17 protein-coding genes are annotated in these 18,197 nt (G+C 73.0%); 4 read left to right on the forward strand and 13 right to left on the reverse strand.

Annotation, left to right across the window (positions count from 1 at the left end):
• Positions 1–8 precede the first annotated feature (8 nt).
• Together N1F89_RS12345 and N1F89_RS12350 are read right to left on the reverse strand one after the other, a co-directional pair.
• A complete protein-coding gene (locus tag N1F89_RS12345; protein ID WP_290084396.1) occupies positions 9–1,268 on the reverse strand; it encodes an FAD-binding oxidoreductase in 1,260 nt (419 codons plus the stop codon).
• A 14-nt stretch (positions 1,269–1,282) separates the two neighbouring features.
• Positions 1,283–2,176, reverse strand: a complete 894-nt coding sequence (locus N1F89_RS12350) for a dihydrodipicolinate synthase family protein (protein WP_290084397.1) — start codon at positions 2,174–2,176, stop codon at positions 1,283–1,285.
• Between the two features lie 95 nt (positions 2,177–2,271).
• Between N1F89_RS12350 and N1F89_RS12355 the strand changes: the two genes are divergently transcribed.
• Positions 2,272–2,922: a GntR family transcriptional regulator gene (locus N1F89_RS12355; protein WP_290084398.1), complete on the forward strand. Its 651-nt coding sequence runs from the start codon at positions 2,272–2,274 to the stop codon at positions 2,920–2,922.
• 183 nt (positions 2,923–3,105) lie between these two features.
• On the opposite strand, the gene N1F89_RS12360 is transcribed toward N1F89_RS12355, so the two are convergent.
• Positions 3,106–4,602, reverse strand: a complete 1,497-nt coding sequence (locus tag N1F89_RS12360; RefSeq protein WP_290084399.1) for a CoA-acylating methylmalonate-semialdehyde dehydrogenase — start codon at positions 4,600–4,602, stop codon at positions 3,106–3,108.
• A 196-nt stretch (positions 4,603–4,798) separates the two neighbouring features.
• Here N1F89_RS12360 and N1F89_RS12365 point away from each other — a divergent pair, with 196 nt between their 5' ends.
• A complete protein-coding gene (locus N1F89_RS12365) occupies positions 4,799–5,680 on the forward strand; it encodes a LysR family transcriptional regulator (protein WP_290084400.1) in 882 nt (293 codons plus the stop codon).
• Here N1F89_RS12365 and N1F89_RS12370 read toward each other — a convergent pair.
• The 4 genes from N1F89_RS12370 to N1F89_RS12385 all read right to left on the reverse strand — a co-directional run bounded on the left by N1F89_RS12370 (position 5,674) and on the right by N1F89_RS12385 (position 8,192).
• Positions 5,674–6,378, reverse strand: coding sequence for an MIP/aquaporin family protein (locus N1F89_RS12370; RefSeq protein WP_290084401.1), 705 nt, complete (start codon positions 6,376–6,378; stop codon positions 5,674–5,676). The two genes, N1F89_RS12365 and N1F89_RS12370, sit on opposite strands and share 7 nt — an antisense overlap.
• Before the next feature lies 1 nt (position 6,379).
• Positions 6,380–6,889: an arsenate reductase ArsC gene (locus N1F89_RS12375; RefSeq protein WP_290084402.1), complete on the reverse strand. Its 510-nt coding sequence runs from the start codon at positions 6,887–6,889 to the stop codon at positions 6,380–6,382.
• A gap of 12 nt (positions 6,890–6,901) precedes the next feature.
• Positions 6,902–7,231 (reverse strand): metalloregulator ArsR/SmtB family transcription factor, encoded by a 330-nt coding sequence (locus tag N1F89_RS12380; protein WP_290084414.1) that lies wholly within the window; start codon positions 7,229–7,231, stop codon positions 6,902–6,904.
• Positions 7,232–7,361: 130 nt separating this feature from the next.
• On the reverse strand, positions 7,362–8,192 hold the full coding sequence (locus N1F89_RS12385; protein WP_290084403.1) for a ferredoxin--NADP reductase: 831 nt from the start codon (positions 8,190–8,192) through the stop codon (positions 7,362–7,364).
• A gap of 179 nt (positions 8,193–8,371) precedes the next feature.
• Between N1F89_RS12385 and N1F89_RS12390 the strand changes: the two genes are divergently transcribed.
• Both N1F89_RS12390 and N1F89_RS12395 read left to right on the forward strand, forming a co-directional pair.
• Positions 8,372–10,447: a hydantoinase/oxoprolinase family protein gene (locus N1F89_RS12390; protein ID WP_290084404.1), complete on the forward strand. Its 2,076-nt coding sequence runs from the start codon at positions 8,372–8,374 to the stop codon at positions 10,445–10,447.
• A 100-nt stretch (positions 10,448–10,547) separates the two neighbouring features.
• On the forward strand, positions 10,548–12,302 hold the full coding sequence (locus N1F89_RS12395) for a hydantoinase B/oxoprolinase family protein (protein WP_290084405.1): 1,755 nt from the start codon (positions 10,548–10,550) through the stop codon (positions 12,300–12,302).
• A gap of 18 nt (positions 12,303–12,320) precedes the next feature.
• Here the strand turns inward: N1F89_RS12395 and N1F89_RS12400 are convergent, their stop codons facing one another.
• The 6 genes from N1F89_RS12400 to N1F89_RS12425 form a co-directional block, all read right to left on the reverse strand.
• Positions 12,321–13,151 (reverse strand): CoA ester lyase, encoded by an 831-nt coding sequence (locus N1F89_RS12400; protein ID WP_290084407.1) that lies wholly within the window; start codon positions 13,149–13,151, stop codon positions 12,321–12,323.
• A complete protein-coding gene (locus N1F89_RS12405) occupies positions 13,148–14,791 on the reverse strand; it encodes a gamma-glutamyltransferase (protein ID WP_290084408.1) in 1,644 nt (547 codons plus the stop codon). Before N1F89_RS12405 ends, N1F89_RS12400 begins: the two co-directional genes overlap by 4 nt.
• Before the next feature lie 17 nt (positions 14,792–14,808).
• Positions 14,809–15,609, reverse strand: a complete 801-nt coding sequence (locus N1F89_RS12410; protein ID WP_290084409.1) for an alpha/beta hydrolase — start codon at positions 15,607–15,609, stop codon at positions 14,809–14,811.
• A gap of 55 nt (positions 15,610–15,664) precedes the next feature.
• Positions 15,665–16,555, reverse strand: coding sequence for an ABC transporter permease (locus tag N1F89_RS12415; RefSeq protein ID WP_290084410.1), 891 nt, complete (start codon positions 16,553–16,555; stop codon positions 15,665–15,667).
• On the reverse strand, positions 16,548–17,465 hold the full coding sequence (locus N1F89_RS12420) for an ABC transporter permease (RefSeq protein WP_290084411.1): 918 nt from the start codon (positions 17,463–17,465) through the stop codon (positions 16,548–16,550). Before N1F89_RS12420 ends, N1F89_RS12415 begins: the two co-directional genes overlap by 8 nt.
• A gap of 189 nt (positions 17,466–17,654) precedes the next feature.
• Positions 17,655–18,197 (reverse strand): ABC transporter substrate-binding protein (locus N1F89_RS12425; protein WP_290084412.1); only part of this gene is annotated, 543 nt, incomplete at its 5' end.

Consider the following 18,197-nt stretch of genomic DNA (forward strand, 5'->3'; position numbering starts at 1 on the left):
CGTCTCCCTCAGGCGAAGCGACCGGCCGAAAACGGCGCCAGGTCGATGGCCGGCTCCTGATGCGCGACGAGCGCGCACACCAGGCGGCCGGTCGCCGCCGCCTGGGTGAGGCCGAGATGGCCGTGGCCGAAGGCGTAGACCACCGTGCCCGGCCCCGGCACCCGGTCGATCACCGGCAGCGAGTCGGGCAGCGACGGGCGATAGCCCATCCACTGCTGCCCGCCCTCGGTCTTGAGCCCGGGCAGGAAGCGCTGCGCCTTGTCGAGCATGGCGCGCGCCCGCGCGTAGTTGGGCGGCCGCTCGAGGCCGCCGAGCTCGACCGCGCCGCCGACGCGCAGCCCGCTGGCGAGCGGCGTGACGACGAAGCCGTGCCGCGAGAAGACGAGCTGGCGGCGAAGATCGAAGGCGTCCACCGGCAGCGTGGTGTTGTAGCCGCGCTCGGTCTCCAGCGGGATGCGGTTGCCGAGCTGGCGGGCGAGCCGGTGCGACCAGGCGCCGGCGGCCACGACGAGCGCGCGCGCCAGGACGCGCCGGCCGTCGCCGGTCGTCACCGCGACGCAGTCGCCCTCGCGCTGCAGCCGGTCGACCGCGGTCCGGCGCAACCGCGCGCCCTGCGCCTCGGCATGCGCCCACACCGCCTTGCCGAGCGCCTGCGGATCGGCGACCGTCTTCCAGCCCGGCACGAAGGTGCCGCGCACGAAGCGCTCCGACAGGCCGGGCTGCAGCGCCGCCAGGTCGGCACCGGCGACGTGGCGGAAGGCGATGCCGAAGCGCGCCCGCTCGTCCCAGCCGGCCTGCGCGGCGGCGAACTCCGCCGCGCTCTCGTAGAGCTCCAGACAGCCGTCCTCGCGCAGCATGTGGCCGCTCGCCGAGCGCTGCATCAGCGCCGCCCACTCGCTCTCGGCCAGCCGCATCAGCGCCGCCTGCGCGGCCAGGCTCGCGGCCCGCCGGGCCGGCCGGCCGGCGCGCCAGAAGCGCCACAGCCAGGGCATCAGCCGCGGCAGGTAGGCCGGCGGGATCGACAGCGGCCCGAGCGGGTCCATCAGCCAGCGCGGCACCTGCCGCGCCATGCCCTTGTGGGCGAGCGGCAGCACTTCGGAAAAGGCGAAGGCCGCCGCGTTGCCGGCGCTCGTCTCCTCGCAGATGCCGCTGCGGTCGATCACCGTGACGTCGCGCCCGGCCTCGGCCAGCGCCGCGGCCGCGCACACGCCGACGATGCCGCCGCCGATGACGACGACGTCGAGAGGGGTATCGGCGGGTGCGGCCATCGGTGCCCGTTCGCTCAGAAGTCCGGCAGGGCCGGACGCTTGGCAAGCGCCTCCGCGATCACCGCCTCCGCGGCCGCGCGGCGCGCGCCGGCGAGCGGCTGGCGCGGCATGCGCACGCGGTCGTTGGAACCGATCGCCATCGCCTCGGCGAGCTTGATGTTCTGCACCAGATAGGTCGACACGTCGAGGTCGAGCAAGGGGCGGAACCAGCGATAGATGGCCAGCGCCTCGGCGTGGCGGCCCTGCTGCATCAGCCGGTGGATCGCCACCGTCTCGCGCGGGAAGGCGACGACCAGGCCGGCGACCCAGCCGACGGCCCCGACGGCAAGCGCCTCGAAGGCCAGGTTGTCGACGCCGGTGAAGACGGCGAAACGGTCGCCGAAGGCGTTGATGATCTCGGTCGTGCGGCGGATGTCGTCGGACGATTCCTTGACCGCGACGAAGCGCGGGTCGGCGGCCAGCTCCTGCATGATCGGCACGGTGACGTCGACGCGGTAGGCGACGCGGTTGGAGTAGATCATCACCGGCAGGTCGCCGGCCGCCGCCACCGCCTTGAGCGTGTCGACGGTCTCGCGCGCGTCGGTGTGGTAGATCGGGCTCGGCACGATCATCAGCCCGTCGGCGCCGGCCTTGGCCGCCTCGCGCGCCAGCGCACAGGCATCGCGCGTCGCCGCCTCGTTGACGGTCATCAGCACCGGCCGGCCGCCGGCCGCGCCCTGCGCCGTCTTCAGCACGGCAAGCTTTTCCGGCGTCGACAGCATCGGCCCCTCGCCGAGCGAGCCGGCGACGATCAGCCCGTCGCAGCCGGCCTCGATCTGCAGCGCGAAGCAGCGCTCCATCTCGCCGTGGTCGAGCGCGTCGTCTTCGGTGAACTTGGTCGTGACAGCGGGGTAGACGCCGTTCCACATGGTCTCGCTCCTTCTGATATATCTGTGATATATCTCTATCGCGATTGGCCGTCAACGGCCTTGGCAGACTCATATATCAATCGTATATCAGATCGATGGCCAGCGACACCGCCCCCTTCGAGCCCGCCGCCGCCCGTGCCTACCGGGCGCTCGAGCGGCTGATCGTCACGCTCGAGCTGGCGCCCGGCAGCACGACCACCGAGGGCGCGCTGATCGAGCGCCTCGGCCTCGGCCGCACGCCGGTGCGCGAGGCGATCCAGCGGCTCGCCTGGGAGGGTCTCCTGGAGGTGCGGCCGCGCGCCGGCATCGCAGTGGCGCCGCTGCATGCGAGCGACTGGCTGCGCGTCATGCAGGCGCGACGCGGCGTCGAGGCCGTGCTCGCCCGCCAGGCGGCGCGCTACGTCACGCGCGACACGGCGGACCGGTTCCGCGCCGCCGCGCTCGCCATGCAGCGGGCGGTGATCGCCGGCAACGCGATCGGCTATCTGGAGGCCGACAAGGCGATGGACGAGGCGATGGCGGCGGCCGGCGACAACCCCTTCGCCGCGCGCCTGGCCGCGCCGTTGCAGACCCACAGCCGGCGCTTCTGGTTCCGCTATCAGGCCGACACCGGCCTGGCGGCGGCGGCCGAGCACCATGTCGCGCTGATCGCCGCCATTCTCGACGGCGACGCCGAGGCGGCCGAGGCGGCCGCGCTGCGGCTGATGGACCTGCTCGAGGACAACGCCCGCCGCCACGCGACGTGAGGCGCAAGCTGCGCGCAGCCCGATGGCGTTCTCATGCGCAGCGGAAACCGGTTCGCCGTTCGCAACCGCGTCAAGACAATGACCTGGAGCCGATCCGCGATTTCGCAAAAAACAGATCGGCGCCAAAAAAAAGCGCCCGCGCCACGAGGGCGCGGACGCGCGAAGCGAGGCGGACGGGGCCGCTCAGTTCATCGTCGGCAGCACGAACTCCGCGCCTTCCTTGACGCCCGACGGCCAGCGCGAGGTGACCGTCTTGGTCTTGGTGTAGAAGCGGAAGGCGTCGGGACCGTGCTGGTTGAGATCGCCGAAGGCGGAGGCCTTCCAGCCGCCGAAGGTGTAGTAGGCGATCGGCACCGGGATCGGCACGTTGACGCCCACCATGCCGACATTGACGCGCGCGGCGAAGTCGCGCGCGGCGTCGCCGTCGCGCGTGAAGATCGCCACGCCGTTGCCGTACTCGTGCTCGTCGGGCAGCCGCAGGGCGTCCTCGTAGGTCTTGGCCCGCACCACCGAAAGCACCGGGCCGAAGATCTCCTCCTTGTAGATGCGCATGTCCGGCGTCACCTCGTCGAACAGGCAGCCGCCCATGTAGAAGCCGTCCTCGTAGCCCTGCATCTTGAAGCCGCGGCCGTCGACCAGCAGCTTGGCGCCTTCCTTGACGCCGAGATCGACGTAGCCCTTGACGCGCTCCAGCGCTTCGCGGGTCACCAGCGGGCCGTAGTCGGCCGCGGCGTCGGTCGACGGGCCGACCTTGAGGCTCTCCACGCGCGGCACCAGCTTCTCGACCAGCCGGTCCGCCGTCTCCTGGCCGACCGGCACGGCGACCGACACGGCCATGCAGCGCTCGCCGGCCGAGCCGTAGCCGGCGCCGATCAGCGCGTCGACGGCCTGGTCCATGTCGGCGTCGGGCATGATGATCATGTGGTTCTTGGCGCCGCCGAAGCACTGCGCGCGCTTGCCGTTGGCCGTCGCCCGGCCGTAGATGTACTGCGCGATCGGCGTCGAGCCGACGAAGCCGACCGCCTTGATGTCGGGATCGTCGAGCAGCGCGTCGACGGCTTCCTTGTCGCCGTTGACGACGTTGAGGATGCCCTCCGGCAGCCCCGCCTCGACGAACAGCTCGGCCAGCCGCATCGGCACCGAGGGGTCGCGCTCGGACGGCTTGAGGACGAAGGCGTTGCCGGCCGCGATCGCCGGCGCGATCTTCCACAGCGGGATCATGGCGGGAAAGTTGAACGGCGTGATGCCGGCGACGACGCCGAGCGGCTGGCGCATCGAGTAGACGTCGATGCCGGGGCCGGCGCCCTCGGTGTATTCGCCCTTCATCAGGTGCGGCGCGCCGATGCACACCTCGACCACCTCGAGCCCGCGCTGGATGTCGCCCTTGGCGTCGGGGATCGTCTTGCCGTGCTCGCGCGCCAGCAGCTCGGCCAGCTCGTCATACTCGCGGTGCACCAGGTCGAGGAACTTGATGAGCACGCGCACGCGGCGCTGCGGGTTGGTCGCCGCCCAGGCCGGCTGCGCCGCCTTGGCGTTCTCCACCACCTGGCGCACCTCGCCGGCCGACGCCAGCGCGACCGTGCCGCGCACCGAGCCGTCCATCGGCTGCAGGACCTGGGCGGTGCGCCCGCTCGTGCCGGCCACGCGCTTGCCGCCGACGAAATGACCGATCTCGACCATCGTCTTCTCCCTTCCGTACCTGAAAAAGCGGGCGCAAAACGCAGCCCCACGCGATGCATTGTCTTGGTTTGCCGGGCCGAATGCAACGCAAGCGAGACCGGACCCGTTGTGCATGAATTGATGCTCGGCTAGAGTGGGTACGACAGATGCCGCAAAGAAGCCGCGCCGCGACGGCGCCCGACCGGCGGCCGCAGCGATGAACTGGGACGACGTCCGCATCTTTCTCGCCGTCGCCCGCGCGGGCCAGATCCTCGGCGCGGCGCGCCGGCTCGAGCTCAATCACGCCACGGTGTCGCGCCGCGTCGCCGCGCTCGAGGCGCGGCTGAAGACGCGGCTGTTCCGCCGGCTGACCACCGGCACCGAGCTGACGCCGGCCGGCGAGCGCTTCCTGCGTCATGCCGAGCGCATGGAGGCCGACCTGATCGCCGCGCGCGCCGAGGTCGCCGGCGAGGGCGACGTGGTCGCCGGCACCGTGCGCATCGGCGCGCCCGACGGCTTCGGCGTCGCCTTCCTGGCGCCGCGGCTCGGCGCGCTGACGGCGCGCCATCCCGATCTCGCCATCCAGCTCGTGCCGGTGCCGCGCTCGTTCTCGCTGTCGCGCCGCGAGGCCGACATCGCCATCACCGTCGACCGGCCGACCGAGGGCCGGCTGGTCGCCGGCAAGCTGGTCGACTACACGCTGCAGCTCTTCGCCGGCCGCGGCTATGCGGCCGAGCACGGCCTTCCCGGCACGCTCGACGAGCTGGCGCGCCACCGGCTGGTCGGCTATGTCGCCGACCTCGCCATCTCGCCCACCCTCGACTATGCCGCCGAGATCAGCCCCGACTGGAACGCCGCCTTCGCCGTGTCCTCGGCGATGGGCCAGGTCGAGGCGGTGCGTGCGGGCGCCGGCATCGGCATCCTGCACAGCTTCATCGCCCGGCGCCACGACGACCTGGTGCCGGTGCCGGTGGCGCCGCCGATCCGCCGCAGCTACTGGCTGGTCTATCACGAGTCCGTGCGGCCGATGCGCCGCGTCCAGGCGGTCGCCGAGCACATCGCCGCGCTGGTCGACGCCGAGCGCGGCCTGTTTCAGTGACCGCCGGGCGCGCCGCGCGCGGCCGCGCTGCGCGATGCGGCCGGCGCGAGCAGCCAGCCGGCCAGCCACAGCGCCGCCACCGCGCCGGCGCATTCGGCCGCCACGAAGGCCGGCACGTCGGCCGGCCGGATGCCGGCGAAGGTGTCCGACAGGCCGCGCGCCACCGCCACCGCCGGATTGGCGAAGGCGGTCGAGGCGGTGAACCAGTAGGCGGCGGTGATGTAGAGCCCGACCAGCCAGGCCACGGCCTCGGCGCGGTGGCGCAGGCCCGCCAGGATGACGAAGACGAGGCCGAAGGCGGCGACCGCCTCGGCGAGCCACTGGCCGGAGCCGCTGCGCACCGTGGTGCCGACCTGCAGCACCGGCAGCGCGAACATGGCGTGCGCCAGCAGGCTGCCGGCGATGCCGCCGGCGACCTGCGCCGCGCCGTAGCCGGCCGCGGTGCCGGCACGCAGATCGCCGCGCAGCGCGAAGACCAGCGTCACCGCCGGGTTGAGATGCGCGCCCGAGACCGGGCCGAGCGCGACGATCAGCACCACCAGGATGGCGCCGGTCGGCAGCGTGTTGGCGAGCAGCGCCAGCGCCCGGTCGTCCGTCAGCCCGTCGGCCATGATGCCGGAGCCGACGACGGTCGCCACCAGGAGCCCGGTGCCCAGCGCCTCGGCCGCCAGCCGGCGCGGCAGGTCGGCACCGGCCATCTCAGACCGCCTGTTCGGAGCGCCTGCCGATCTCCTTCAGCCGGCGCTCGAGCGCCATGCGGTCGAGCGTGGCGACCGGCAGGCTGACGAAGATCGAGATGCGGTTGGCGAGCATGCGGTAGGCGTCGGCGAAGGCAAGCCGCTTCTTCGCCTCGCTGCCATCGGCCGCCGCCGGGTCGGGCACGCCCCAGTGCGCCGTGATCGGCCGGCCGGGCCACACCGGGCAGGTTTCGGCCGCGGCGGCGTCGCACACGGTGAAGACGAAGTCCATCTGCGGCGCGTCCGGCCCGGCGAACGCCTCCCAGCTCTTCGAGCGGGCGAAGCCGGTGTCGTGGCCGAGGCTCGCCAACAGGTCGAGCGCGTAGGGGTGCACCGTGCCCCGCGGCTGCGATCCGGCGGAAAAGGCGCGGAAGCGGCCCGCCCCCTCGCGCGCCAGGATCGCCTCGGCGAGGATCGAGCGCGCCGAGTTCGCGGTGCACAGGAACAGGACGTTGCGGGTCGCGTCGGGCATTCTGCCTCTCCCTCAGTCGCAGGCCACGGCGGCGATCACCGGCGCGCACAGCTCCGGCGCGCCGCGGCAGCAATCTTCCATCAGATAGGCGAGCAGGCCGCGCAGCCCGGCCATGTCGGCGTGGTAGCGGATCGAGCGGCCGTGCCGCTCGCCGCGCACCAGGCCCGCCTGCACCAGCACCTTGAGATGCGCCGACAGCGTGTTGGGCACGGTGTCGAGACGGGCGGCGATGTCGCCGGCCGCCAGGCCGCCGGTCCCGGCGCGCACCAGCAGACGGAAGACGTCGAGCCGCGTCTCCTGTCCGAGGGCGGCGAAGGCGGCAAGGGCGTCGGGCTTCGCGATCATTCGAAAATTCCAGATTTATGGAAATATAGACCACGCTTCGTGACAGCGATGTGACACCCGGTCAACCGCGGCCGGCGGCGCGGGCGGTTCGGAAAGGCAGGAGGCGGGAGGCGGGCGCGTCGCCGGCTCAGCCGACGAAGGCGCGCTCGACCACGAAGTCGCCCGGAGCGCTGTTCGAGCCCTCCGTCAGGCCGGCCGCCTCGACCAGCGCGCGCACGTCGCGGATCATGTCGATCGAGCCGCAGATCATCACCCGGTCGGTCGCCGGGTCGAACGGCGCCGTGCCGAGCGTGTCGAACAGCGCGCCGCTCTCGATCAGCGTGGTGATGCGGCCGGTGCGCGGCGAGGCCTCGCGCGTCGTGCTGGCGACGTAGCGCACCCGCCCGGCGGCGAACGTCCCGATCAGCGGGTCCTCGGCGAGGCTCTCGACCAGGCCGTCGCCATAGGCCAGCTCGGCGACGTCGCGGCAGGTGTTGGTCAGCACCACCTCGTCGAACTTCTCGTAGGTCTCGGGATCGCGCAGCAGGCTGGCGAAGGGCGCGATGCCGGTGCCCGTGGCGATCATGTAGAGCCGCCGCGCCGGCGACAGCGCGTCGAGCACCAGCGTGCCGGTCGCCTTCTGCCGCATCAGCACCGTATCGCCGGGCTGGATCCTCTGCAGATGCTGCGTCAGCGGCCCGTCCGGCACTTTGATGGAGTAGAACTCGATCGCGTCGTCCCAGGCCGGGCTGGCGATCGAGTAGGCGCGGAACACCGGCTTGGCCGCGTTGGGCAGGCCGATCATGACGAACTCGCCGGAGCGGAAGCGGAAGCTCTGCGGCCGGGTGATGCTGAAGGAGAACAGCCGGTCGGTGTGGTGCTCGACCGACAGCACGGTCTCGGCATGGACGCCGGCCGGGATCGGGAAGCGCTCCGGCTCGGGCGCGACGTCATCCTTGCGCAGGGCGGCGGTCGGCATGGGCGTCCTTTCTGCAACGGGTGCGCGGGGCGTCTGACACGGCGGCCGGGCCGCGCAAACGACCCGCTCTTGCCAAGTAAATTAATTAGTATACAAACAATTTTCGCGTCAAGATCGCGGCGGAGAGCGGCGTTCCAAATGCACGCCGCTTGCTAGGTTGCTGGTCCGGGATTCGGCCGATGCTTGAAAAAGGCGACGCGACGGGCGGATATGCGGTGGCCGGCGTCGATGTCGGCGGCACCTTCACCGACCTGATCCTCGTCGACGGCCGCGCGGGCGGCCGCGTCTTCGTCGCCAAGACGCCGACCACGCCCGACAACCAGGCCGCCGGCGTCGTCGCCGCGCTCCAGGCGAGCGGCTTTCCCGTCGGGCACCTCGACCTTCTCGTGCACGGCACGACCACCACCACCAACGCCGTGCTCGAGCGCCGGCTGGCGCCGACCGGCATGATCACCACGGCCGGCTTCCGCGACGTCATCGAGCTCGGCCGCCGCACCCGGCCGGCGCCCTACGGCATGACCGGCCGCTTCGTGCCGGTGATTTCGCGCGACCTGCGGCTCGAGGTGGACGAGCGCGTCGACGCCGACGGCCAGGTGCTGGTGCCGCTCGACGAGGACGGCGTGCGCGCCGCCGTAAAGACGCTGCGCGCGCGCGGCTGCGTGTCGCTCGTCATCCACTTCCTGCACGCCTACGCCAACCCCGCGCACGAGCGCCGCGCCGCCGCCATCGCCGCCGCGCTGTGGCCCAACGACCACATCACCACCGGCCATGCGCTGCTGTCGGAATCGCGCGAGTTCGAGCGCGGCGTGACGGCGGCGGTCAACGCGGCGGTGCAGCCGGTCCTCGAGCGCTACATCGGCCGGCTGCGGCGCGAGCTGCGCGGGCTCGGCTATGCCCGCGAGTTCCTGGTGATGAACGGCAACGGCGGCATGATCTCGGCCGGCAGCGTCACCCGCGAGGCGGCCAAGACCGTGATGTCGGGGCCGGCCTCCGGCGTCATGGCGGCCGCCTACACGGCGCGCCGCGCCGGGCTCGAGAACCTGATCACCTACGACATGGGCGGCACCTCGACCGACGTCGCGCTGGTGCGCGGCGGCCGCGCCGCCGTGTCGCACGAGATCGAGCTGGAATACGCCATGCCGATCCACGTGCCGATGGTCGACGTGCACACGGTCGGTGCCGGCGGCGGCTCGATCGCGCGCGTCGACGAGGCCGGGCTGATCCAGGTCGGGCCGCACAGCGCCGGCGCCGTGCCCGGGCCGATCTGCTACGGCCGCGGCGGCACCGAGCCGACCGTCTCCGACGCCAATCTGGTGCTCGGCCGGCTGTCGCCCGACCGGCTCTTGTCGGTCGACCGGCCGGTGACGGCCGAGCAGGTCCGCGCGGTGTTCGCGGCGCGGCTCGGCCGCGCCGTCGGGCTCGACGGCGTCGCCGCGGCGGCGGCCGCGCTCGGCATGGCCAATGTGCGCATGGCCGGCGCCGTGCGCATGGTCTCGCTCGGCCGCGGCCACGACCCGCGCGACTTCACCCTGTTCGCCTTCGGCGGCGCCGGCCCGCTGCACGCCTGCGCGCTGGCCCGCGAGCTCGGCATTCCGCGCGTCATGGTGCCGGCCCGGCCGGGCATCACCAACGCGCTCGGCTGCGTCGTCGCCGATCTGCGGCACGACTTCACCAACACGCTCAACCGGCCCGTCGCCGGCCTCGACATGGCCGAGCTGCGCGCCGTGCTGGAGCGCCAGCGCGCCGCGGGCGCGGCACTGATCGACGCCGAGGCGGTGCGCCCCGAGCGCATCGAGCACGTGCACACCGCCGACATGCAGTTCGTCGGCCAGACGCATCTGCTCACCGTCGCCCTGCCCGGCCCCGCGGTCGACCGCGCGACGCTGCAGCGGCTCTTCGAGGAGGCCTATTTCGCCCGCTTCCGGGTGCGCCTGCCGGAGATCCGCGCCAATCTCGTCAATCTCAACACCTCGGTGATCGGCGTGCGCGGCGACATCGACCTGGCGACGCTGATCGATCCGGCCGGCCGTGCCGGCGATCTCGACGCCGCGCGCGTCGAGCGCCGGCCGGTGTTCTTCGACGGCGCCTGGCACGACACGCCGGTCTACGCCCGCGAGCGCCTGCCGCTCGACGCGGTGATCGACGGCCCGGCGATCCTCGAGCAGCTCGACGCCACCACGGTGATCGAGCCGGGCGACCGGGCGACCACGGATGCCGACGGCAACCTGCTGGTCGCGGTGGGAGGTGCGCTGTGAGGCCGCGCATGCCGCTTTGCCGGCAAAGGACCTGGTGCCGATCGGCCGTCGCTGCCGCTCTTCGGGCGCGCGGCGAGGCCGCCGCGGAGGCCGGACGCGCATGACCGGGAGCCTCGACGCGCTGACCCTGTCGGTCATCCAGGCGGCCTTGCAGCAGGTCTGCGACGAGATGGACCTGGTGTTCTCGCGCGCCGCCTTCTCGCCGGTGATCGCCGAGGCGAACGACCGCTCCGACGGCATCTATGCCGCCGAGGACGGCGCGCTGATCGCCCAGGGGTTGGGCGGGCTGCCGGTCTTCGTCGGCGTCATGCAGCACTCCACCCGCACGCTGATCGAGATGATCGCCGACGGCCGCTGCCAGCCGCCCGAGCCCGGCGACATCTACATCGTCAACGACCCCTATCTCGGCGGCACGCACCTGATGGACGTGCGCTTCGCCCGGCCGGTCTACCGCGGCGGGCGCATCTGGTGCTGGCTGTCGAACACCGGGCACTGGCCCGACATCGGCGGCGCGGTGCCCGGCGGCTTCTCCGCCTCGGCGACGGCGGTCGAGCAGGAGGGGCTGCGCCTGCCGCCGGTCAAGCTGTTCAAGCGCGGCCGGCTCGACCCCGAGATCCACGCCATCATCGCCTCCAACATCCGCGTCGCCGACCAGCGCATCGGCGACATCCGCGCCCAGGCCGCCGCGCTCGACATCGGCGAGGAGCGGCTGTGCGCGGTGCTCGACCGCTATGGCGACGAGACGGTTTCTGAGGCGGTCGGCGAGCTGCGCCGGCGCGCCGCGGCGCAGATGCGCGCGCGCATCGCCACCATTGCCGACGGCACCTACACCGCCCGCGCCTTCGTCGATTCCGACGGCGTGGTCGACGCGCCGCTGACCATCGCGCTGGCCGTGGAGAAGACCGGCGAGCGCCTGGTCTTCGACTTCGCCGGCTCGAGCCCGCCCTGCGCCGGGCCGATGAACAGCGTGCTCGCCACCACGCTGTCCTCGGTCTATCTCGCCATGCGCCACATCTTTCCCGACGTGCCGCTGTCGGCCGGCGCCTTCGAGCCGCTCGAGGTGCGCCGGCCGGTCGGCACCTTCCTCGACGCCGCCTATCCGCGGCCGGTGTCGGGCTGCGCGGCCGAGGTCTCGCAGCGCATCGCCGAAGCCGTTTTCGCCGCCCTGGTCCAGGCGCTGCCCGAGCGCGTGACGGCGGCACCGGCCGGCTCGAGCGGCAATTTCGCGCTCGGCGGCCACGATCCGGCGCGCGGCCGCGACTATGTGATGTACCAGATCTCCGGCGGCGGCTACGGCGGCAGCGCGGCCGGCGACGGGCTGACCAACGGCTGCTCGACCATCGGCATCTCGAAATCGCCGCCGGTCGAGGTGATGGAGCAGGCCTTCCCGGTGCTCTACCGCCGCTACGCGCTGCGCGAGGGTTCCGGCGGCGCCGGCCGACGGCGCGGCGGCTTCGGCCTGTCCTACGAGGTCGAGCTGCGCCGCGGCACCGCGCGCGCCTCCTTCGTCATGGACCACGGCCGCAGCGGGCCGCTCGGTGCGCTCGGCGGCCACGACGGCGCGGTCAACCGGGTCGCGGTGTGGCGCGACGGCGTCGCCCACGTGCCCGCCCACCTGTCGAAGGAGCAGGACATCGCGATGCAGGCGGGCGACCGCGTGGCCGTCGACACGCCGGGCGGCGGCGGCTACGGCGACCCCTTCACGCGCGAGCCGGCGCTGGTCGCCGCCGACGTGGCGCTCGGCTACTACACGGTCGAGGAGGCGGCGTGGCTGTTCGGCGTCGCGCTGACGGCCGACGACGCGGTCGACGCCGAGGCGACGCAGCGCCTTCGCCGCGCCGGCCGGCCCGGCTGAGGGGCCGCGCCTTCCGCCTCAGGCGGCGGTCATGCCGGCACGCTCGGCCCGGTGCAGGATGTTGCGTGCGCGGGCCTGGATCGCGCCGTCGACCATCTGCCCGTCATGCATGACGGCCCCGGCGTCGCCCAGCGCCAGCACCTCGCGCGCCCAGGCGACCTCGCGCTCGGCCGGCGCGAAGCCGCGCAGCACCGGCGCCACCTGGCGCGGATGGATGCACAGCTTGCCGGCGAACCCGAGCTCCCAGGCAAAGCGCGCGTCGGCCTCCGTCTCGTCGGCCTCCAGCGTCAGCGTCACCCCGTCGACCGGTCCCGCGAGGCCGGCCAGCCGCGAGGCGAGCACCAGCTCGCCGCGCGCCGCCGCCAGCGCCGGACGGGTGTGCGCGGCGCCGAGATCGGCGGCGAAGTCGACGCTGCCGAAGGCGAGCCGCGCGCTGCCCTCGGCCGTGGCGAGCGCCCGTGCGGCGGCGATGCCGGCCGCGCTCTCGACCAGCGGCACCAGCGCCTTGCCGGAAAGCCGCGCGGCCATCCGCGCGAGGAGCGCGGCGTCGTCGGCCTTGGGCAGCATGACGGCGTCGACGTCGAGCCCGGCGACGAGCGCCAGGTCGTCCTCGAACCACGGCGTGCCGTGGCCGTTGACGCGCACCAGCGTGACGACCGGCAGCCGGCCGGCCGCGGCAAGCCCGGCGCGCGCGGCCTGCTTGGCGGTCGCCGCCACGGCATCCTCGAGATCGACGATCACCGCGTCGGCGCCCGACGCCGCCGCCTTGGCGATGCGCTCGGGCCGGTCGCCCGGCACGAACAGCGGCGCGGTGAAGGCGAAGCGCTCGGCCGGGCCGGCCGCGCTCACGCCCCGCGCTCCGCCGGTGCGACGTCGGCCGCCGTCAGCGCCATGCCGCCGCTGCGCGGGTCGGCCGCGCCGCTCATGCGCCCGGTGGCGGGATCGCGCAGCACCACATGCGGCCGACCGGCGAAGAAGTCGAAGCTGTAGGGCGAGTGGCGCACCGTGTGGCCCTGCGCGGCGAGCCGCGCCGCCACGGCGCGCGGCACCCGCGCCTCGAGCTCGACGGCCGGCCCCTCGCAGTGGATGCGCGGCGCCGACACCGCCTCGAGCGGGCCGAGGCCGAAATCGACGAGATTGCTGATCGTCTGCACGACGCCCGACACGATGCCGTGGCCGCCCGGCGCGCCGACGGCGAGCCACGGCTGCCCCTCACGGAAGGCGAGGCAGGCCGACACGGCGTGCTGGCGCACCCGTCCGGGGGCGATCGCGTTGGGCCGGCCGGGTCGCGGGTCGAACAGCATCATGGCGTCGTTGTACATGAAGCCGAGCTCGGGCGTCACCACGCCGGAGCCGAGCGCCAGCGTGTGCGTCAGCGACACCGCCGTGCCCTCGCCGTCGATGACGCTCAGATGCGTCGTGTCGCGGCCGTCCGGCACCGCGTCGTCCGGCGCGGCCGGATCGCAGAACAGCGCCGCGCGCAGCGCGTCTGCGCGCTCGCCCGACAACAGCCAGTCGACCGGGTTGTCGACGAAATCGGGATCGCCGGTATGCGCCTTCCAGTCGGCCAGGCCGAGCCGCAGCGCGCGGGCGAGCAGGTCGAGATGTTCGGCGCCGTTGTGGCGAAGCGCGCCGACGTCGAACCCGGCCAGGATGTTGAGCACCGACAGCACGGCCACGCCGCCGCCGGGCGGCGGCGGTGCCTTGAGGGCGATGCCGCGATAGCTGCCTTCGACCGGCTCGCGCCACACCGGGGCGGCGCGGGCCAGATCCTCGAGCGTGATCAGGCCGCCATGGGCGGCGAAATCGGCCACCATGGCGCGCGCCACCGCGCCGTCGACGAAGTCGCGCGGGCCGGCCTCGGCGAGGCGCCGCAGGCTGGCCGCATAGGCGGCGGTGTCCATGCGCTCGCCGACCTCCAGCATCCGGCCGTCGCGCATGTACTGCGCCGCGCAGGCCGGCGTCGCCGAATGCCGCGTGATGCAGTCGACATAGCCGGCGACCTGCCGGCTCCAGCGCTCGTGCACGTGGTGGTAGACCGGCGCGCCCGCCTCGGCGATGGCGATCGCCGGCTCGACCAGCGCTGGCCAGGGCAGCCGGCCGTGCGCGGCGTGCAGCGCGCCGAGTCCGGGCGCGGCGGCCGGCGTGCAGACCGACAGATAGCCGATCTCGTTGATCCGGTCCTGCAGGATGAAGCCGCCCCAGCCGGCCGGCCGCTCGATGCGGTCGGCGAACATGTCGGGCGTCGCGGCGAGCGGCGCCCGGGCGTAGAAGTCGAGCACGCGGGTGCGCCCCGAGGCCCCGTCGTGCACCGTCGCCGAGCCGCCGCCGCCGAGCCCGCACATCTGCGGATCGACCACGCCCTGCACCAGGGCGGCGGCCACCGCGGCGTCGACCGCGTTGCCGCCGGCCGCCAGGATCTCCGCGCCGGCCTCGGCCGCCAGCGGCTGCGGCGCCGAGATCATGCCGCCCTCGCCGTTCGTCGCCATCGCGCGCCCTCCCGCCGTCAGTTGGCCGCGAAGAAGTCGAGGACGATGCGGCCGAAGCGCTCGGGGTCCTCGTTGAAGTAGTTGTGCGAGCAGTCCTCGAAGACGACGAGCTCGGCGCCGGGGATCGCCTCGGCGACCGGCCGCGCCATGCGCGGCCCGGTGATCAGGTCCTGCTCGCCGCCGTTGGAGATCTGCACCGGGCAGCGGATGCTGCCGGCCGTCTGCCGCACGTCATGCGCGATGTAGGCGTCGGCGATGCGCTCGAAGGACGACTGCTGCGGGAAGGTCTGCTCGCCGGCGCGCGCCTTTGCCGCGTCGCCCACCAGGTCGGGCTGCCGGTCGAAGGAGGCCGGCGTGTAGCACCAGTGCGTCACCTCCTCGGCCCACAGCACCGGATCGAGCGCCCGCAGCCTCTTCCACATCGTCAGGATGCTGACCAGGAAGGGGTCGGCCTTCAGGCACGGCGAGCCGAGATGCAGCGCGCTGACGCGCCCGGGGTGGCGGATGGCGAGCTGCATGGCGACCAGCGCGCCCATGCCGCCGCCGCCGAGCACCCGCGCCGAGGCGATGTCGAGATGGTCGAGCAGCTGCGCCAGGTCGTCGCCCATGGTGGCGAAGTCGGTCGGCCCCTCCGGCGCGCTCGAGCGGCCGATGTGCCGGTGGTCGTGGCGGATCACCCGGTAGCGCTCGCAGAACTGGCCGTGGTGGCGGGCGAAGGCACGCTCGGCCAGCGCCCAGCCGGTGGTCACCAGCAGCGGCTCGCCGGCGCCGGCCTCCTCGTAGAACATGTCGATCTCGCGCAGCTTGGCCAGCGGCATGGGCGGCTCCTCTCGGGTTTCGGACGGACGGCCGGGCGTCCGCCCGGCCACGGGATCATTTGTCGGCCAGGCTGGGGTCGAGATAGTCGCGCAGCGCGTCGCCGAGGATGTTGACGCTGAGCACCGTCAGCATGATGGCGAGGCCGGGGAAGGTGGCGACCCACCAGGCCTGGCTGAGATAGTCGCGGCCGGCCGCCAGGAGCCCGCCCCAGGAGGCCACGTTGGGCGGCATGCCGACGCCGAGGAACGACAGCGCCGCCTCCAGGATGATCATCTGCGGCACCGCCGCGCTCGCCACCACGATCAGCGGCGTCGCCGCGTTGGGCACGATGTGGCGCAGGATGATGCGGCCGCTGCCCGCCCCCATGGTGCGCGCGGCCAGCACGTATTCCGCGCCGCGCAGCCGCAGCGCCTCGGCCCGCGCGATGCGCGCGTACATCGGCCAGGTCGTCACGATCAGCACCACCACCACGTTGGCGAAGCCCTGGCCGAGCACGAACATGATGATGATGGCGAGCAGGATGAACGGGAAGGCGAGCTGCACGTCGACCAGCCGCATGGCGACCTCGTCGACGGCGCCGCCGAAATAGCCGGCGACGACGCCGACCGCGGTGCCGATCAGCCCGGCGCCGAGCACCGAGACGATGCCGACGGTGAGCGAGATGCGCGTGCCGTAGAGGATGACCGACAGCACGTCGCGGCCGGCCGCGTCCGTGCCCAGCACGTAGAGCTCGCCGTCGAAGGACGTCGACAGCGGCGGCAGCAGGTTGTCGAGGATGTTGCCGTTGACCGGATCGTGCGGCGACAGCACGCCGGCGAAGATGGCGATGAAGACGACGAGCAACAGCACCATCGCGGCCAGCGCGGCCAGCGGGTTGCGCAGCCACCAGTTCCGGCGGCGCGGCGCCGGCTCGGCAACGGCGACGTCGGCGGCGCTCTTATCCATAGCTCACCTGCGGGTCGAACCAGGCATAGGCGAGGTCGGCGATCAGATTGGCCGCGACGACCAGAAGCGCGATGACGAACACGCCGGCCTGCAGGATGGGAAAGTCGCGCTGGCCGATCGCCTGGATCATCAGGCGGCCGACGCCGGGCCAGGCGAAGATCGTCTCGGTGACGACCGCGCCGCCCATCAGCAGGCCGAAATCGACCGCCAGCACGGTGATGACGGGGATGGCGATGTTGCGCAGCGCATGGCGGCGGAAGATCAGCGGCTGCGGCAGGCCCTTGGCGCGCGCGGTGCGGATGTAGTCGCGCGAGACGACCGACAGCAGCTCCGAGCGCACCAGCCGCGTCAGCCGCGCCAGCGAGAAGAAGCCGAGCGTGATCGTCGGCAGGATCAGGTGCTGCCAGGTGCCGCTGCCCACGGTGGGCAGCACGCCGAGCCAAGTGGCGAAGACCAGCACCAGCATCAGGCCGAGCCAGAAGTTCGGCACCGATTGGCCGAGCAGCACCATGAACATCGCCGCGCGATCGGTCAGGCTGCCGCGCCACATGGCCGACACCGAGCCGACGACGAGCGCGATGACGAGCGCGAAGACCATCGCCGCGACCGTCAGGAGCAGCGTCGCCGGCAACCGGTCGAGCACCAGCTCGAGCGCCGGCCGGTGCTGCCAGGGCGACACGCCGAAGTCGCCGCGCACGGCGTCGCCGAGAAACGCGACGTACTGCGTGAGCAGCGGCCGGTCGAGGCCGAGCTCGCTGCGCAGCGCCGCCACGTCGGCGTCGGTCATGCCCGGCTGGATCATCAGCGCCACCGGGTCGCCGAGCAGCCGCGCCAGGACGAAGATGACGGTGACGACGCCGAACACGACGACGGCCGCCGACAGGAATCTGCGTACAAGAAAGCGTAGCAAGTCCGTCTGCTCTCCTTGCTGGCGCATGACCCGCGGCGGCCCGGGCGGCCGTTCGCGCGTCATGCCCGGTCAAACGTGGGATCGCGGCGCCCCGTCCGGCGAAGGCGTCGCGATCCGGATTTCAGCCCGCCGGCCGGCTGGCCGGGGCACGCGGACCGGGACGCCGAGGCGTCCCGGCCGCGACCGGCGCTATTCGGCCGGCTGCATGTCCTGCACGAAGATGAAGTCGTCGCCGCGCGCCGACCACGCGATGCGGTTGCTCACGCCCCACAGCGAGAACGGCTCGTAGAGGAACAGCCACGGCGCGTCCTCGTGCACGATCTCGGCCATCTCGCGCATCGCCTCGCCGCGCACCTCGTCGCTGGGCGCGGTCTCCGCCTTGCGGATCAGCTCGTCGACCTTCGGGTTGTCGTAGTGCGTCCAGTTCCAGTTGCGGTCCGACACCAGCACGGTGGCGACGACGCGCTCCAGCGTCGGCCCCGCCTTGTAGTACATCAGGAACAGCGAGCCGAGATCGGCCTGCTTGTTGGTGAAGTCGAACAGCTTGCCGGCGAACACCGACCACTCGTCCTGCTGGATCGTGGCCTCGATGCCGACCCGCTTGAGATCGGCGGCGATCGCCTGGGCGAGCAGCGAGCCCTGCGGCACGACGCCGGTCGGGAAGTTGATCTCGAGCGACATGCCGGTCGCGCCCGCCTCCTCGAGCAGCGCCTTGGCCTTCTCCGGATCGTA

Origin of the sequence: Aquibium sp. A9E412, assembly GCF_030398335.1 — a bacterium.
Classification (GTDB): Bacteria; Pseudomonadota; Alphaproteobacteria; order Rhizobiales; family Rhizobiaceae; genus A9E412.

What these genes read in the sequence shown, in the direction of transcription:
- N1F89_RS12345 (WP_290084396.1), bottom strand. Translation starts at nt 1,268, where the DNA reads ATGGCCGCACCCGCCGATACCCCTCTCGACGTCGTCGTCATCGGCGGC.
- N1F89_RS12350 (WP_290084397.1), bottom strand. Translation starts at nt 2,176, where the DNA reads ATGTGGAACGGCGTCTACCCCGCTGTCACGACCAAGTTCACCGAAGAC.
- N1F89_RS12355 (WP_290084398.1), top strand. Translation starts at nt 2,272, where the DNA reads ATGGCCAGCGACACCGCCCCCTTCGAGCCCGCCGCCGCCCGTGCCTAC.
- N1F89_RS12360 (WP_290084399.1), bottom strand. Translation starts at nt 4,602, where the DNA reads ATGGTCGAGATCGGTCATTTCGTCGGCGGCAAGCGCGTGGCCGGCACG.
- N1F89_RS12365 (WP_290084400.1), top strand. Translation starts at nt 4,799, where the DNA reads ATGAACTGGGACGACGTCCGCATCTTTCTCGCCGTCGCCCGCGCGGGC.
- N1F89_RS12370 (WP_290084401.1), bottom strand. Translation starts at nt 6,378, where the DNA reads ATGGCCGGTGCCGACCTGCCGCGCCGGCTGGCGGCCGAGGCGCTGGGC.
- N1F89_RS12375 (WP_290084402.1), bottom strand. Translation starts at nt 6,889, where the DNA reads ATGCCCGACGCGACCCGCAACGTCCTGTTCCTGTGCACCGCGAACTCG.
- N1F89_RS12385 (WP_290084403.1), bottom strand. Translation starts at nt 8,192, where the DNA reads ATGCCGACCGCCGCCCTGCGCAAGGATGACGTCGCGCCCGAGCCGGAG.
- N1F89_RS12390 (WP_290084404.1), top strand. Translation starts at nt 8,372, where the DNA reads ATGCTTGAAAAAGGCGACGCGACGGGCGGATATGCGGTGGCCGGCGTC.
- N1F89_RS12395 (WP_290084405.1), top strand. Translation starts at nt 10,548, where the DNA reads ATGACCGGGAGCCTCGACGCGCTGACCCTGTCGGTCATCCAGGCGGCC.
- N1F89_RS12405 (WP_290084408.1), bottom strand. Translation starts at nt 14,791, where the DNA reads ATGGCGACGAACGGCGAGGGCGGCATGATCTCGGCGCCGCAGCCGCTG.
- N1F89_RS12410 (WP_290084409.1), bottom strand. Translation starts at nt 15,609, where the DNA reads ATGCCGCTGGCCAAGCTGCGCGAGATCGACATGTTCTACGAGGAGGCC.
- N1F89_RS12415 (WP_290084410.1), bottom strand. Translation starts at nt 16,555, where the DNA reads ATGGATAAGAGCGCCGCCGACGTCGCCGTTGCCGAGCCGGCGCCGCGC.